Below are 15,726 nucleotides of genomic sequence, written 5' to 3'. Positions count from 1 at the left end.
AGGTGGTCCGGGGCGGGCGCGGCGGCCCGCCCCGGACCGGGTCGGGCACGCCTCAGCAGGACGCCTGGTTCAGCAGCGGCGTCAGGACGCTTTCGAGCCAGACGGTGTGCGTCTTGATGTACTGGTCCAGATTCAGCAGGTCAGTAACCTGCTGGCCCGGCGACTCCTCAAGATGCGCGGCCTTGATGTGCGCGATGATCGGCGCGAGCGTGTCGGTGACGACCTTGCCGGCCGAACCGTCGAGGACCGGCTTGAGCACGCTTTCCAGCCACACCGTGTGCGTCTTGATGTACTGGTCCAGATTCAGCAGATCGGTGACCTGCTGGCCCGGCGACTCCTCCAGGTGCGCGGCTTTGACGTGGTCGAGGATCGGCTGCAGCACGCCCTTGGGCACGCAGTTTCCGGGCGGAGTGTCGGTGGGCATCGGCATCGTGTGCGTCGGGCTGGACGGCGCGGTCGGCATCGAGGACGACGACGGCGGGGCGGTCGGCGAGGACGGCGGCGGCGCGGGCGTGCCTTGGACGGTCACGGTCGCCTTCATGTCGGGATGGATCGAACAGTAGTAGGAGTAGGTGCCCGCCTTGGTGAAGGTGTGCGAGAAGGTGCCGCCGGTCTGCATGGTCGGCGACGTGAATTTCTCCGGCCCGTCGGTGACGACGACGTTGTGCGGCGCGGAATCGTGATTGGTCCACGTCACGGTGTCACCCGCGGAGATGGTCAAGCTGGCCGGGGAGAACTTGTACCCGCTCATCTCGACCGATTTGGCGGAGCCGGCCGCGGCGGGCGCGGCGCCTCCTTGCTGCCGCGCCAGCCCTTGGTAGAGCGGCACGGCGAGCGGGCTCTGCTTCGCCAGCGCCGCGAGATCGACCCGCGGCGAGGCAGGCGCGGCGACCGGAGCCGTCTGCTGTCCCGTGCGCAGGGTGGTGAGACTGACCAGGGCCAGCGCCAGTGCGACGACCGCGGCCGCGATCGGCCACCGGCGCCGGCGAGCCGCCTCGGGCGGGGCTTCCGGCCGCGTTCCGGCGGCGGCAGAGGTGGGTTCCGGGTTGTCCATCAAGGAGATTCCTTTCCGGGGTGGGACGTTCACCGGCCGGGACTGGCGGTGACGAGGAGGCTCGCCGCGAACAGCACCACGACGACGAGCGTGGCTTCCGCGGCGACGGAATAGACGAACGGACGGACCGCGCCGGCGTCTCCGCGCAGCACCACCGCGAAGTCGAGCCGCCGCGCGACCCAGCTCTTGCTCGCCTGCGCGAACAGCAGCACCACGGCGAGCGCCGCGAGTTTCGTCAGCAGGATCCGGCCGTAGCCGGTGGTGAACACCCGCCCGACGTCGCCGAGCGTCCCGAGCGCGAGCACGGCGCCCGCGACGATCACCAGGAGCACCGATGTGAGGGCGAGTTTCGAATAGCGGGGTACGACTTCGGCGAGTTCGCCGGGATCGCGGCGGGACAGCACGCCGAACAGCAGCATCGCGAGCCCGCCGATCCACGCGCAGATTCCCGCCAGGTGCCCGAAATCCGCGAGCTGGCTCAGCAGCGGATGTGCGCTCTCCGCGGAATGCCCGGTCAGGCCGGTCGTGCGCAGCAGCCCGGCGGCGACCACTCCCGCGCCGACCCGCCAGCCCAGCGAAACCGCGGCGCGACGGCCGCGTTGCAGCACATCGGCGAGCACCACTCCGGCCAGCACCCACCCGAGCGCCTTGGCGAACCAGATCCGGCCGAACTGGCTGTCGAGGACCTGCGCGAGCAGATCCGGATCGAGCAGATCAGCCGGGGACCGCTGGGTCACCCACGCGCCCTGCAACCCGAGCCCGGCCACCGTCCCGGCGAACCCGAGCACCCAGCCGGTCACCAGCACCCCGCGCGCCCGGCGATGGTCCGCTCCCGCAGGCCACAGCAGGGCGAGAAAGAGCAGCCCGCCGGCGAACAACGCGAGCCCGGAGTAGTCCACGCAGCGCGCGAGGACGTACCAGAATTTCGCGGAACCGAGGTCCATGGGCTCAGCCGCCGCTCGACGGAATCGCCGGAGGCGCCGCGGGTTGCGCCGGAGCTGCCGGGCAGGAACCGATGATCGTCGCGAGGAGCCCGTCCGGCCCGGTCACCGCGAGCCCGGTCGTGAGACCGCCGACGAGCGGCAGCCCGCTCACTGTGTCGAGCACCGGCTGGACTGCGCTGGGCTGGCACGTCGGCGTCTCCGTCGGCGGAGGAGTTCCGGTCGGGGTCTGCGGCGGTGTTTCCGGCGGGGCGGGCGGCATCGGATCACCGGTCGGCTGCGGGATGTCCCCGGTCGGCGGCGGGATTTCGCCGGACGGCACGTCGGCCACCGGTTCCGCCGGCGGAGGCGCGTCGACCGGCGGGATCCCGCCGCCGGGCATCGGCGGCATCGGCTGCACCGCACCAGGAGGAGGCAGTTCGCCGTTGGGCAGAACCGGTTGCGGCGCGGGCGCTGCCTGTGCGGGAGGCTGATCCGGAGCGACCGGACTGCTCGCCGCTGTCGTCTTCAACCCGATTCCCGAGGCGTACCCCACCACGACCACGACCGCGCCCGCCAGACAGGCCGCGACCACCTGGTCCCGCCGCGATCCGCGTCCCACTGAAGCCACCACAAGCATTTCCTTCCCCGACGCCTGCCGCCGACCCGGCCGGATCACGACGGGGAGCACCACATCAAACCGCGCGTTTCGGCGGACGATTGAATCATGACAGGAACGTAAAATTGATCTCCGAACAACAATCGGCAAACAGTGAATTCGCCACCGCGACCAGCTGTGCGAACTATTTAACCTTCCCGTTTCGCATTCGACCCGCCGCCGACCACACAGCACCGAAACCATCTCGCTCCGACACCTGTCCCTCCAGCAAAGCAGGGTTCATGCGACCATCCTCCGGAATTCCCGGCCCCGTCCGCCGCCAGCCGAGCCGGCGCGCGCTTCTTGTGCGCACCCTCGCGGTTATCGCGTTCAGTCTCTTGGCAACGTTTTTCCCCACCTCGGCAGCCGAGGCGCACAGCTTCGTGGAATCGAGCACCCCCGCGAAGGATTCCGAACTCTCCTCCGCCCCCGAGAAAATTGTGCTCACCTTCAACGAACCACTGGACCGCGGTTTCACCGAATTGGCGGTACTCGGACCGGACGGCGCGACACATTGGGAGTCGGCAGCCGCCGCGGTCACCGGCCCGACCCTTTCCGCGCCCGTGAAACCGCTCGGCCCGGCCGGGAAATACACCGTGGAATACCGGGTCGTGTCAGCCGACGGGCATCCGGTATCCGGCTCCTATTCCTTCACCCTCACCAAGGCAGGCTCCGGCGTCGCACCAGTCGCCGCTCCCCCGTCCGCGGCGCAGGCCCCGCACGCCGCACCGGCCGCCACCGCCGACGACGCGAGCGGCGGGATACCGGTCTGGGTATGGATCGCCGCGACCGCGGTGCTGCTGATCGCGGGCGGAATCGTCGCGGCGCGGATCAGCCGGGTTCCCGAACGGGATTGAGCGACTGTCCGAAATGGTCCTCGGCGCGGCAATTCACCCGTGCGGGCCGCGGACTGTGCGCACTCGGATACCCGTTGCTGATCACCGCGCTACCGGAGCGAAGAATCCGCGCGGTCGAATGCCCGGGTACCTGACCTCACCGGAAGGCTTTTCTCCCATGCCGATTCCCGTGTCCGATGCCCTCGACCTGCAAGCAGACGTCGCCGACGGGAAGATCGACGACCTGCGCCGCCCTGGCCGCTACCTGGTGAGTTCGATGCTCGCCGGGGCTTTCATCGGGGTGGCGGTCGTGCTGCTGCTTTCCGCGACCGGGCCGCTCAACGCGGCGAGTTCCCCCTGGACCAAGGTGGTCCAAGGGCTGGTGTTCGGGATCGCCCTGACCGCCGTCGTGTTCGCCGGCGCGGAACTGTCCACCGGCAACATGATGACCATGGTCCAGGGAGTCCTGGTCCGGCGGCGCGGCGCCGGCGCGGCGGCCGCGGTCGTCGTGGTGTCGTTCGTCGGCAACCTGCTCGGTTCGATCGTGTTCGCGTGGCTGGTCCACGAAGGCGGGGTGCTGTCGATCGGCGGCGCCGGAGGCCACGCCGGGCCGGGAGCGGCCCTGCTCGCGAGCCTGGTCAAGACTAAGGCCGCGGAGTCCGCCAGCGCGCTGTTCTTCCGCGGCGTGCTGTGCAACTTCCTGGTGTGCCTCGCGGTGTGGATGGCCGCGCGCACGAAGTCGGACGGGGCCAAGCTGGCGCTGATCTTCTGGTGCCTGCTGGCCTTCATCAGCTCCGGGTTCGAGCACGTGGTCGCCAACATGACGACGTTCTCGCTCGGCCTGATGGACGGCGTCCCCGGTGCCACCGTCAGCGAATTCGGCCGCAACCTGCTGTTCGTGGGCCTGGGTAACCTGGTCGGCGGCGGCCTCCTGGTCGGGGCCGCCTACTCCCTGCTGGGCAAGCGCTCCCGCCCGGAACGCCCCGCCACGGCACCCGCCCCGGAAGAACTCGCCACGGCTGGCAGCTGACTGAGCCGGCTCCGACGCTGCGGCAGACGACGGGTCTGTCGCAGCGTCGGCGTTTCCGGAAACGCGTCAGGCCGCCACTGCCCGGCTTTCGCCCGCCGCACGCGGCGCTCGCTGGCCCAATTCTTCAAGCGGCGTCCGGTAAGTCTCGCGCATCGTCAGCACCGCGAGCCCCGCGACCACTGCCGCTCCGGCGGTCAGACCGGCGACCGGCAGCCAGTTCTTCAGGTCCGCTCCGGCAAGCGCCGCGGCGATGGACGGCGCGAAACCGCCGAGAGCGAAGCCCAGCTGCGTGCCGACGGCGACCCCGGACATCCGCACCTTCGTGCCGAACTGCTCAGTCCACAAGGCATACCCGACCCCGCCGTAGGCGCTGTAGACGACTCCCGACAGCAGGATCCCGAACACGAACACCAGCACGACGTTCGCCTGGCTGATCGACCAGATGAACGGCCAGATCAGCACCGCGACGCCCAGCGAGGCGACGGCGAAGACGGGTTTGCGGCCGAACCGGTCGCCCGCCTTGCCCCACAACGGAATGGCGGCCAGCGCCACTACGTTGCTCAGCATGATCATCCACAGCATCGAACTGCGGGACAGACCGATCGTGGTCGCTCCGTAGGTGAGCGAGTAGATGCTGACGATCGTGCTGGTGACCGAAATCAGCGCGCTCACCACGATCTTGAGCACGTCGGGCGTGTGGTGCCGCAAAAGCACCAGCAGCGGCGCCTTGGGAACGGTGTTCTGCTTGCGCGCGGCGGCGAATTCGGGGCTTTCCTGCAGCGAACGCCGGATCCACCACCCGGCGACGGTGACCAGCGCGCTGAGCAGGAACGGGATCCGCCAGCCCCACGACAGCAACGCGGAGGTCGGCATCGAGGACAGCGGGAGGAACACCGCGGTCGCGAGGATCAGGCCGAATTGCGTGCCCGCCAAGGTAAAACTCGTGAAGTAGGCGCGCTTGCCGGGCGGCGCGTGTTCCAGCGTGGCGGACCCGGCGCTGGACTGTTCGCCGGCGACCGCGAGCCCTTGGACGAGGCGCAGCGCGACCAGCAGGATCGGGGCGGCGACGCCGATCGTGCCGTACCCGGGCAGGACGCCGATCAGGAACGTCGCCGCGCCCATGCCGAGCAGGGTCAGCAGCAGCACGCGCTTGCGGCCCAGCGTGTCGCCGAGGTGCCCGAGGATGAACGAACCGACGGGACGGGCGACGTAGGCGACCCCGAAGGTCGCGAGCGACGCGATCGTCGCGGTCGCGGCGTTGCCCGCCGGGAAGAACACCTTCGGGAAGATCAGCGCCGCGGCGGTGCCGTAGATGAAGAAGTCGTAGTACTCCAGCGCGCTGCCGATCCACGAGGACACCGCGGCCTGGCGCGGGGTGCGGCGGGCGGCGCCGGGCGATGCGGGATCGTGCTCCTGGCGCGGGACAGCGTCGTCCACGTCAGCCTCCTTGATGACCGCGGCGGCGGTCGACGGGGTCCGTCCGGCCGGAATGGACCGGCTGGCTATGTACCGGATAGTGAGTTAGCCGCCGCAGGCGTGTCAAGTCTTTCGGTGCGATCCGGATGCGATCCGGTCCGGTCAGGCCCGCCCGACGTGCGCGGTCAGGTACTCGAGGACCAGGTCTCCCAGCATCCGCCGGTAGTGGTCGCGACGGGAGGGATCCAGCAGGTCACGGTCGAAGATGACCTGGAAGGTGTGCTGGTTCGCGGTCCGGAAGACGCAGAACGCGCTGATCATCATGTGGATGTCGAGCGCGTCGACGTCGTCGCGGAACAGGCCGGCGGCGCGGCCGCGCTCGAGGATGCCGGCGAGCACGTCGACCGCGGGCGCGGCGAGGCCGGACAGGATCGGCGAGGTGCGCAGGTGCCGCGCGTGGTGGATGTTCTCGATCCCGACCAGCCGGATGAACGCGGGATGCGATTCGTGGTGGTCGAAGGTCAGCTCGGCGAGCGCCCGCATGGCGCGCGCGGGGTCGAGGTGATCGACGTCGAGCTGCTGTTCCAGCGCCCGGATCCCCTGGTAGGCGCGCTCCAGGACGGCGACGTACAGCCCTTCTTTGCTGCCGAAGTAGTAGTAGAGCATCCGCTTGGTGGTCCGGGTGCGGGCGGCGATCTCGTCGACGCGGGCGCCGTCGTAGCCGCGGTCGGCGAACTCGCCGGTCGCGACGTCGAGGATCTCGGCGCGGGTGCGTTCGGCGTCGCGCTGCCGCTCCGGCGCGTCGGAGGGTTCAGCGCTCACGGGATCGTCCTCGCTGCTCGGCTCACGTGGCCGAGGATATCCGGCTGCCGCTTCCCTTTCGCGTTCGGACACGGTACAAGTAACTAACTAGTACATTCATTGACTGCGAGGAGCCGCGCGCATGTCCCCCGACCGCACCGTGCCCGGCCGGCTGCTGACCGGCCTCGTCGGGACCGGGATCGGCCCGTCGCTCTCCCCCGCGCTGCACGAGCGCGAGGCGCGCGAGCTCGGCCTCGAGTGCACCTACACCCGGTTCGACCTCGACGTGCTCGGCGTTCCGGCCGGCGCCGTCGGCGAGCTGCTCGCCCAGGCCCGCGCGGAGGGCCTGGCCGGGGTCAACGTCACGCATCCGTGCAAGCAGCTGGTGATCCCGCATCTGGATGAGCTGTCGCCAGACGCGGCGGCGATCGGCGCGGTCAACACCGTCGTCTTCGACGGCCAGCGGACGGTCGGGCACAACACCGACTGGTCCGGGTTCCGCGACGGTTTCGTCGCCGGACTGCCGGACGCTCCGCTCCGCCGAGTCGTGCTGCTGGGCGCGGGCGGAGCGGGCGCGGCCGCCGCGCACGCGCTGCTGACGCTCGGCGCTGAATCGCTAGCCGTACTCGACACCGACACCACCCGCGCGGTCCGGCTCGCCGACGATCTCGCCATGCGGTTCGGACCCGGCCGGGTCTGGGCCGGACGCGGTCTTGAGCGGGAACTTTCCGAAGCCGGCGGTTTGGTGCACGCGACCCCCGTCGGGATGGCCGGCCATCCCGGCCTGCCGCTGCCGATGTCGTTGCTGCGCAAGGAACTCTGGGTCGCCGAGATCGTCTACCGGCCGTTGGAGACCGCGCTGCTGCGCGCCGCCCGCGCGCTCGGCTGCCGCACCCTCGACGGCGGCCCGATGGCCGTGCACCAAGCCGCCGCGGCGCTGAAACTGTTCTGCGGCCGCGAACCCGATCCGGCGCGGATGCTGCGCCACCTCACCGAACTGGTCAGTGCCGAAACCCCGGGAGGCACCAGCCGTGTCGCGTGAACCCCGCACCGGAATCGCCACCGTCTGCCTCTCCGGAACGCTCGACGACAAGCTTCGCGCCGCCGCGGCGGCCGGATTCGACGGCGTCGAGATCTTCGAGCCCGACCTCGTCGCCTCCCCCCTGCCGCCCGGCGAAGTACGGCTGCGCTGCGCGGACCTCGGCCTGTCGATCGACCTCTACCAGCCCTTCCGCGACCTGGACTCCACCGACCCGGACCGGTTCGCGGCGAACCTGCGCCGCGCGGAACGCAAGTTCGACCTCATGGAAGAACTCGGCGCCGACACCATCCTGGTCTGCTCCTCGGTGGCCGACGACGCGGTCGCCGACCTCGACCGGCTCGCCGAGCAGCTGCACACACTCGGCGAACGAGCCGGCGCTCGCGGGCTGCGGATCGCTTACGAGGCACTGGCTTGGGGCAAGGAAGTGTCCACTTACGACCGTTCCTGGGAGGCCGTGCGCCGCGCCGATCACCCGGCGCTCGGCCTGTGCCTGGACAGCTTCCACATCCTCTCGCGCGGCTCGGACCCCGCCGCCATCGCCGACATCCCCGGGGACAAGCTGTTCTTCCTCCAGCTCGCCGACGCGCCGCACCTGTCGATGGACGTGCTGCAGTGGAGCCGCCACCACCGGCTCTTCCCCGGGCAAGGCGCGTTCGACCTGCCCGGCTTCCTCGCTCCGGTGCTCGCCGCCGGATACGCCGGACCGCTGTCGCTCGAAGTGTTCAACGACGTCTTCCGCCAGGCCGATCCCGACCGCGCCGCGATCGACGCACACCGGTCCCTGCTTGCGCTCACCGAAGCGACCAGCCCCGTCGCGCAGCCCGCACCAGAAGTCCGCGGACCAGCCTTCGTCGAACTCTCCGCAGGCGACTCGCTGGCCCCGGTCCTGTCCGCACTCGGCTTCGCCCGCACCGGAATCCACCGTACGAAACCCGTGGAACGCTGGGAACAAGGCACCGCACGGATCCTCGTCAACCGCTCCGGCGGCCCAGCAGCCGTCGCCGCCCTCGCCGTCGAATCCGCCGACCCCGCTGCCGCCGCCCGCCGGGCCGTCCGACTCGACGCGAAACGCCTGCCACGAGAACACGGCCCCGCCGAAGCGGATCTCGCCGCCGTCACCGCTCCGGACGGAACAGCGTTGTTCTTCTGCCGCAACGGAAACGACGACTGGACCGGAGATTTCGTGCCCACCGGCGAATCCGCCGACGGCATCGGGATCACCGGCATCGACCACATTGGACTGGCACAGCCCTTCGACCACTTCGACGAAGCCGCCCTCTTCTACCGCACCGTACTCGGCCTAGAACCCGCCGCGACCGGCGAATTCGCCGCCCCCTTCGGCCTGGTCCGCAGCCGAGCCGTCGCCGACCCGCACCGCCGGATCCGCCTCGCACTCACAGTTTCCCTGCTGCGCCGCGGCGAATGGGCGCCCGGAGTGTCCGAACCGCAGTACATCGCGCTCGCCGTCGACGACATCCTCACCGCGACCCAGGGAGCCCGCGCCGCCGGCGCTCCCCTGCTTGCCATCCCGGACAACTACTACGCCGACCTAGACGCCCGCCTGAACCTGCCCGCAGACCGGCTCGCCGCCTACCGGGACCTCGGTGTACTGCACGAACGCACCCCGGAAGGCGACTACCTGCAAACCTGCACCGAAGTCCTCGGCGGCCGAGTATTCCTCGCACTGGTCCAACGCCTCGGCAACCACGACGGCTACGGCTGGAGCGACGCCCCAGTCCGCATGGCCGCACACCGCCGCCGCCGCATCGCCCGGGCGCACGTGCCGGCCTGAACGCGAGCCGTTCCTGGGTTGAGCTCGCCGAGCCGGAGACTTGGGCGGCAGATCTTCGCCGGTAGATCCACAGTAGACCGTCCTGCCGCAGTCATCAGCGAGGAAGCAGGGCGAGGAACGCCGCCGCGGCGGGAGTCGGCGGCCGGGTGGCCGCGTGGACCGCGACGACCTCGCGCTCGATGCTCGGGTCGGTGGCCAGCGTGCGGACTTCGGGATGGTGCCGCACCGTTTCCGGCGGGACGAGCGCGATGCCGATTCCCTCGCCGACGACGTCCAGGAGGTCGTGGACGGTGTCGACCTCGCAGACGCTGCGCCGGGACAGTCCGATGTGGTCACAAGCGGCGTCGATCCGGTTGCGCAGAGCCGAATCCGCGCGGTATTCGACAAAGTCGCGATCGGACAGTTCCGCGAGGGCGACGTGATCGCGTCCGGCGAGCGGGTCGGCGGCCTTGACCGCCAGCACCAGCGATTGGGCGGCCAGCGCGCGGTGCTCGACATGCCGGGTGTCGAAGGGGCGGTCCACGAAGGCGAGGTCGAGTTCGCCGTCCACGACGTCGCGGATCAGCCGGGGCACCGAATCGTGGCGCAGGTGGAGGTGCACTGCCGGGTGGCGGGCGTGGAAGCGGGCCAGCAGACGGGGCAAGGGCACGCCGCCCATCGCTTGGACGGCGCCGACCCGCACTCGGCCGCGCAGCACTCCGAGGACGGCGGCCACCGCGTCCTCGCCCTCTTCGGCCGCGGCCACCGCTCGGCGTGCGGACGGCAGCAGGGCACGGCCGGCTTCGGTCAGCTCCACCTTCCGCCGGGAGCGGGTGAACAGTGCGGCGCCCAGTTCGCGTTCCAGCGCGGCGATCGAACTGGACAGGCTCGACTGCACCAGGTGGGCGCGGGCCGCGGCGCGGGTGAAATGCAGTTCGTCGGCGAGCACGAGGAAGTGTCCGAGCTGGCGCAACTCCATGGATCGACTGTATCGATCGATGGCACGGAAAGCATCTGTTGGACTGGTCACGGGCTTCCAGGCGAGGCTGGACGGCATGAAAGTTCAGCAGGCAGTGGGTTTCTGGGGCGTGGCGTTCGCCTTCGGGGTGACGATGGCGGGCACGACGTTGCCGACGCCGCTGTATCCGTTGTTACAGCGGGAGTTCGGGTTCGGCGAGCTCGCGAGCACGCTGCTTTACGCCGTCTACGCGGGCGGGGTGATCGCGGCGCTGGTGCTGTTCGGCCGCGCCTCGGACGTGCTCGGCCGGCGGCGGGTGCTGCTCGCGGGAACGGCCTGCGCCGCGTTGTCGGCAGCCGCTTTCCTGAGCGGTGCCGGGATCGCAGCGCTGCTGGCCGGTCGCGTGCTGTCCGGGTTCTCGGCCGGGCTGGTCACCGGCACGGCGACCGCGGCGCTCGGCGAACTGCACCCGCGCGGGAACCAGGCGCACGCCGGGCTGGTCGCGACCGTCGCCAACATGCTCGGGCTGGGGTGCGGGCCGCTGCTCAGCGGGGTGCTGGCCGCCGTCGCGCCCGCGCCGCTGCAACTGTCTTTTCTCGTACACCTCGCGCTGCTGGCACCCGCCGCAGGCATCGTGTGGCGGACGCGCGAATCGCGCCCCGCCGAGGCCGGGGCGCGCTTCCGGATAGTGCGGCCGGTGCTGCCCGCCGAGGTCCGGCCGGTGTTCCTGCCCGCGGCCACCGCGATGTTCGCCGCGTTCGCGGTGTTCGGTCTCGTCGCCGCCGTCGAGCCCTCGATGCTGGTGCGGCTGCTCGACGTGCACAGCCCGGTGGCGCCGGGACTGGTCGTGTTCGCGATGTTCGCCGCGTCGGCCGGCGGGCAGATCGTCTCCCGGCGCGTGCCCGCCGCCCGCGCGTTGCCGATCGGCTGCGCGGTGGTGCTGGCCGGGGTCGCCGGGCTGGCCGCCGCGATCGGCATGGAATCCGCGGCCGTGCTGGCGGCCGCGACGATCGTGATCGGCGCCGGGCAGGGAGTGGCGTTCCGCGGCGCGGTGGCCGCTGTCGGCTCGCGCACCCCCGATGACCAGCGAGCCGGGACGATGTCCAGCTTCTTCCTGGTGGTCTACCTCGGCATCTCGGTCCCGGTGGTGCTGGCCGGCGCCGCGTCCGCCCGGTGGGGCCTGCGTGCCTCGGCGCTGGCCTTCGCCGGAGTCGTCGCCGTCCTTCTCGTGGCAGCGCTGCTCGCGACGGGTTCCCGCGCCCGCAGTGCGGCTTGAAGCGCTTCACCCGGCCGCGGACGTGCCGGCATCGGCTGGTTCTCGCACCTGATCGGTCGCGCGGCGCCGGACCAGAAGGCACGAGACGGCGCCAACCGCGATCACCGCGACAGGCAGCGCCAAGGTCGGCCGCATCGCGTCGACCACCCCCTGCCCGAACACCGAGGCGGCAGCCTGCTGAACGTCGTGGACCACCGAGGCCGGCGTCCCCGGCGGCAGCGGGACCGCGGCGCCGGACTGCCCAGTGCCGATGTCCGTCCCGCTCCGGGCCGCGTGCTCGAACGCCGCCGTGAACCGGTCGCGGACGGTCTCCGGAAGAGCGGCGGCCCGCGTGGCTGCCTCCTCCCGGAGCGAGACGGCGAGCCGGTTCTGCAGCACCGCACCGACCGCCGCGCTGCCGATGACCGTGCCGATCTGCCGGATCGAATTCAGCACGCCGGAAGCGGCTCCGGCCATCGCGGGCTCGACGCGGTACATCGCGACCGTGACCATCGGACCGAACAGGCCGCCGATGCCCACCCCGACGACGAGCAGCGCGGGCTGGAACTCCCACCACTCACGCCCGACGCCGGCCGCGGCCGCCAGCCACGCCATTCCGGCCGCGAACAGGGCCAGGCCGGTCATCAGGACGTACTTGCCGCCGAGCCGGTCGGCCAGCCTGCCCGCGACCGGGGACAGCACCGCCGAGACCACCATCGCCGGAGCCATCACCAGCCCGGCCTCGACCGCGCTGAAGCGCAGCACGGACTGCAAGTAGATCATCACCGGCAGGAACAGGCCGATCATTCCCACTTGGACAGTCGCGGACACGAAACTCATCACCGCGAAACCGCGGTCGCGGAACAGCACGAATGGAAGCAGCGGGTCGACGTGCTGTCGTTTCCGTTGCTGCACAAGGAATACCGCCAGCAGCAGCACGCCCGCGCCCAGCAGGCACCAGATCGTCGCGTTCCACTCGTACCGCTGCCCCTCGGTGAGCGCGAACGTCAGGCACGCGAGCGCGGCCGCCGCGAACACGACGCCCAGCACGTCCACCCGACGGCGGGCGCCGTGCCGCAGATCCGGCACCAGCAGCAGGGCCAGCACGAGCACGAGCAGGCCGATCGGAACGTTGACGACGAAGATCCACCGCCACCCGGCCGAGCTGACCAGCAGCCCGCCCAAGGTCGGCCCCGCGATCGTGGCCACCCCGGCCACCGCTCCCCACACGCCGAGCGCCGTGCCGCGGCGGGCAGGCGGGAACGTGCCGATGATGATCGTCATCGTCTGCGGCGCCAGCGCGGCGGCCCCCAGCCCCTGCACCGCCCGGGCCGCGATGAGCTGCGCCGGATCCCCCGACAGCGCACACAGGACGGACGCCGCCGTGAACACCGCGGTGCCCGCGACGAACATGGCGCGCGGCCCGAACACGTCCCCCAGCCTGCCGAACGCGATCAGCAGTGCGGCGAGGACGAGGATGTAGACGTTGATCACCCACAAGACCTCGTCCAGCGAGGCGCCCATGGTCTCGATCATGCTGGGGATCGCGACGTTGACCGCCGTCAAATCCAGCAGGGTCAGGAAAAATCCCAGGCTGAGCGTCACCAGCACCGCCCAGGGATTGCCGCGCCAGCGGTTCATTCGCGTTCCTCCCAGAAATCCGCGTCCCGCCTGAGCCGCCCGGCGGAAACCGGTCGCCGGGAGCTGGCTCAGGTCGTCTCGCTAGAATGCTAGCATCCTAATAAGCTAAGCGGCCTCGGAGACGGGGCGTGAGATCCGGCGGCAGAGCGGCTGGTCGGATCGGAGAGGACGGCGGCGCGCAGCTGGCGACGACGCGCCGCCCTCCGGTACGGGTCAGGTCAAATGGTCGAATTCCCCGCTGACCCAACGAATGTGCGCCTCAGCGGAGCGCTGCACGACGTCCTTGGCATTCGCGTCGACGGCGTCGCCGCCGAGCGTGTACAACCGGTCGTAGGACCAGCCGTCGAGCCGGTCCACGATCCGCTGGACCACCGCGGCGGACAGCGGGATGTGCTTCGGGAAATTGCGCTGGAACGACACCCAGTTCGGCGCCAGGCCGCCGCTGATCGTGTCGCCGGAAAGGAGCGTGCCGTCCGGGGTGCGCAGCACAGCGCTGCCCAACATGTGGCCGCCGACCTCGATCAACTCGACCCCGGGCACCGGCTCGGCGTGCTCCGTCCAGAACTCGAGCACCGGGTCGGTGCGGCCCAGCCATTCCCGGCCCGCGGCGTTGACCAACACTGGAACCCGCCCGAACGCGTGGCTCCAGCTGACCTGGGCCGCGAACATGTGCGGATGGCTGGTCGCCACCGCCGCGACCTCGCCGAGCGCCCGAACCGCGGCGAGCGTGTCGGGCTCGATAGAAGTCGGCGGATCCCACAGGACGTTCCCCCGCGCGGTCCGCACGACGAACGACCACTGCCCGATGCCCACCACCGGTTCCCGCCGCAGGCTGTGCACTCCGCGGCCGTGGTCCCGCTGCCGCACCACATGCGGTTCGGCGGCAAGCTGTTCGTGAGTACGCCAACTCCCGGAATGCGGGCCCAGATCCCCGCGCTCCTCGATGCCGACTTCGCCGCGGTCCATCACACAGTGCGGAGGCTCGGGGGAACCGGGCTGCTCGATGCCGCATCGGTCGCAGATCCATAGTGTCATGATCGCGATTCTCAAACCTCGATCTTGGTAGAGGTCAACCATTAGCCAGGAGCCGTGCCACCGGCGCGAGGCGGCTCCGCCCGAGCCCGCGGAATCAGACCCGGGATCCGCGGGTGTCGAGCGGACGCCCGCGCGGCCTCACTTCACGACGGGGCCAACCACCCCCGCGCGTCAGTCCGGACCTCTTCCTCTAGCGAGCCGATCGGCGAACCGGTCCGTAACGAACGGTCACGCACCGGCCTCCTGTTTGATCTGCTCGAACCGGGCGGCCATCGCCTCGCCGAGCGCCGTCGCCGCGGAGAGCGGGCGCACCATGACCGTGAAGTCGTCGATCAGCCCGTTTTCGTTGGTGTGCAGGAAATCGCAGCCGTTGATCTCCTTCTCCCCCACCCGCGCGGTGAAGATCAGCGCGTGGTCGCGGCCGTCGGCGCTGGAGATCTCCCGGACGTAGCGGAAGTCGGCGAAGACCCCGCTCACGGCGCGCAGGATGGCCGCGGTGATCGGCTTGCCGGGGTACGGCCGGTACGCGACCGGACTGGTGAAGGTCACGTCGTCGGCGAGGAGGGCTTCGACGGCGGCGTGGTCGTTGTTCTCGACGGCCTCGCGGAGCGGGTGCATGCAGCCTCCTAGTAACTTTTTTGATTAGGTGCTGATGAGATTAATCGCCCCAATGCTACGGTGTCCAGGTGTCCTTGAAGTTCGCGATCCTCGCGGCCCTGCTGGAGGGCGAGTTTTCCGGCTACGACCTGGCCAAGTCGTTCGACGCGTCGGTCGCCAACTTCTGGCAGACGACCCCGCAGCAGCTCTACCGCGAACTCGAACGGCTCTCGGCCGACGGCATGATCGCGGCGCGCGTCGTCGAGCAGGAACGCCGGCCCAACAAGCGGATGTTCAGCCTCACTCCCGCCGGGCGCCACGCCCTGCACGAGTTCACCGCGACGCCGGTCCAGCCCACCACGATCCGGGACGACCTCCTGGTCAAGGTGCAGGGCAGCGACGCGGGCGACGTCGAAGCGGTGATCACCGCCGTCGAGGAACGCATGGAGTGGAGCCGAGCCAAGCTCGCCCGCTTCGAACGGCTGCGCGAGCGCATGCTGGACGGCCGGACGGAAAGCGGCTATCTGCGCGACAACGACCGGGTCGGACCCTATCTGACGCTGCTGCGCGGCATCTCGTTCGAGCAGGAGAACCTGCGGTGGGGCGAGCACGCCGCGCGGATCCTCAGGCAGCGCGCCAAATCTGGCGTTTCCAGGCCCGCCTAGCGCGAAACGGCCGAGCCCGCGGCGATCGTCGCCGGCGACCGGCCGAG

At 70.5% G+C, this 15,726-nt stretch carries 15 protein-coding genes; 6 read left to right on the top strand and 9 right to left on the bottom strand.

Annotated features, from left to right (window positions below):
- Nucleotides 1-52: 52 nt before the first annotated feature.
- Genes ABD156_RS35595 through ABD156_RS35585 form a run of 3 tightly spaced genes read right to left on the bottom strand, consistent with a single transcriptional unit; the run spans nt 53 to nt 2,614 of the window.
- Nucleotides 53-1,054: a cupredoxin domain-containing protein gene (locus ABD156_RS35595; RefSeq protein WP_344284363.1), complete on the bottom strand. Its 1,002-nt coding sequence runs from the start codon at nt 1,052-1,054 to the stop codon at nt 53-55.
- Nucleotides 1,055-1,083: 29 nt separating this feature from the next.
- Entirely contained in the window at nt 1,084-1,998 is a 915-nt protein-coding gene (locus tag ABD156_RS35590; RefSeq protein ID WP_344284360.1) for a copper resistance D family protein, read from the bottom strand.
- 4 nt (nt 1,999-2,002) lie between these two features.
- Nucleotides 2,003-2,614, bottom strand: a complete 612-nt coding sequence (locus ABD156_RS35585; protein WP_344284357.1) for a hypothetical protein — start codon at nt 2,612-2,614, stop codon at nt 2,003-2,005.
- A gap of 104 nt (nt 2,615-2,718) precedes the next feature.
- Between ABD156_RS35585 and ABD156_RS35580 the strand changes: the two genes are divergently transcribed.
- Nucleotides 2,719-3,489: a copper resistance CopC family protein gene (locus tag ABD156_RS35580; RefSeq protein WP_344284354.1), complete on the top strand. Its 771-nt coding sequence runs from the start codon at nt 2,719-2,721 to the stop codon at nt 3,487-3,489.
- Between the two features lie 157 nt (nt 3,490-3,646).
- Nucleotides 3,647-4,498: a formate/nitrite transporter family protein gene (locus ABD156_RS35575; protein WP_344284352.1), complete on the top strand. Its 852-nt coding sequence runs from the start codon at nt 3,647-3,649 to the stop codon at nt 4,496-4,498.
- Nucleotides 4,499-4,564: 66 nt separating this feature from the next.
- Here ABD156_RS35575 and ABD156_RS35570 read toward each other — a convergent pair whose 3' ends face one another.
- Both ABD156_RS35570 and ABD156_RS35565 read right to left on the bottom strand, forming a co-directional pair.
- The gene (locus ABD156_RS35570; RefSeq protein WP_344284350.1) at nt 4,565-5,935 is read right to left on the bottom strand and encodes an MFS transporter; all 1,371 of its coding nucleotides are present in this window, start codon (nt 5,933-5,935) and stop codon (nt 4,565-4,567) included.
- 141 nt (nt 5,936-6,076) lie between these two features.
- Entirely contained in the window at nt 6,077-6,736 is a 660-nt protein-coding gene (locus tag ABD156_RS35565; protein ID WP_344284347.1) for a TetR/AcrR family transcriptional regulator, read from the bottom strand.
- Nucleotides 6,737-6,857: 121 nt separating this feature from the next.
- Here ABD156_RS35565 and ABD156_RS35560 point away from each other — a divergent pair, with 121 nt between their 5' ends.
- Together ABD156_RS35560 and ABD156_RS35555 are read left to right on the top strand one after the other, a co-directional pair.
- Nucleotides 6,858-7,757 (top strand): shikimate dehydrogenase, encoded by a 900-nt coding sequence (locus ABD156_RS35560; protein ID WP_344284345.1) that lies wholly within the window; start codon nt 6,858-6,860, stop codon nt 7,755-7,757.
- Nucleotides 7,747-9,549, top strand: coding sequence for a sugar phosphate isomerase/epimerase and 4-hydroxyphenylpyruvate domain-containing protein (locus tag ABD156_RS35555; protein WP_344284342.1), 1,803 nt, complete (start codon nt 7,747-7,749; stop codon nt 9,547-9,549). The genes ABD156_RS35560 and ABD156_RS35555 overlap by 11 nt, the downstream gene beginning before the upstream one ends.
- A gap of 94 nt (nt 9,550-9,643) precedes the next feature.
- Here the strand turns inward: ABD156_RS35555 and ABD156_RS35550 are convergent, their stop codons facing one another.
- Nucleotides 9,644-10,507: a LysR family transcriptional regulator gene (locus ABD156_RS35550; RefSeq protein ID WP_344284339.1), complete on the bottom strand. Its 864-nt coding sequence runs from the start codon at nt 10,505-10,507 to the stop codon at nt 9,644-9,646.
- 76 nt (nt 10,508-10,583) lie between these two features.
- On the opposite strand from ABD156_RS35550, the gene ABD156_RS35545 reads away from it, so the two are divergent.
- Nucleotides 10,584-11,762, top strand: a complete 1,179-nt coding sequence (locus tag ABD156_RS35545) for an MFS transporter (protein ID WP_344284336.1) — start codon at nt 10,584-10,586, stop codon at nt 11,760-11,762.
- A 6-nt stretch (nt 11,763-11,768) separates the two neighbouring features.
- On the opposite strand, the gene ABD156_RS35540 is transcribed toward ABD156_RS35545, so the two are convergent.
- The 3 genes from ABD156_RS35540 to ABD156_RS35530 form a co-directional block, all read right to left on the bottom strand.
- The gene (locus ABD156_RS35540) at nt 11,769-13,382 is read right to left on the bottom strand and encodes a DHA2 family efflux MFS transporter permease subunit (protein ID WP_344284334.1); all 1,614 of its coding nucleotides are present in this window, start codon (nt 13,380-13,382) and stop codon (nt 11,769-11,771) included.
- A gap of 213 nt (nt 13,383-13,595) precedes the next feature.
- Entirely contained in the window at nt 13,596-14,417 is an 822-nt protein-coding gene (locus ABD156_RS35535; RefSeq protein ID WP_344284331.1) for an MBL fold metallo-hydrolase, read from the bottom strand.
- A 228-nt stretch (nt 14,418-14,645) separates the two neighbouring features.
- The gene (locus ABD156_RS35530) at nt 14,646-15,035 is read right to left on the bottom strand and encodes a nuclear transport factor 2 family protein (protein ID WP_344284328.1); all 390 of its coding nucleotides are present in this window, start codon (nt 15,033-15,035) and stop codon (nt 14,646-14,648) included.
- A gap of 68 nt (nt 15,036-15,103) precedes the next feature.
- Between ABD156_RS35530 and ABD156_RS35525 the strand changes: the two genes are divergently transcribed.
- Nucleotides 15,104-15,679, top strand: a complete 576-nt coding sequence (locus ABD156_RS35525; protein ID WP_344284325.1) for a PadR family transcriptional regulator — start codon at nt 15,104-15,106, stop codon at nt 15,677-15,679.
- The last annotated feature ends 47 nt before the right edge of the window (nt 15,680-15,726 follow it).

The organism is Amycolatopsis albidoflavus (assembly GCF_039525725.1).
In the GTDB taxonomy this organism is placed as follows: Bacteria; Actinomycetota; Actinomycetes; order Mycobacteriales; family Pseudonocardiaceae; genus Amycolatopsis; species Amycolatopsis albidoflava.
Note: the sequence above shows the minus strand (reverse complement) of the source record. Positions and strands in the feature narration are given on the sequence as shown.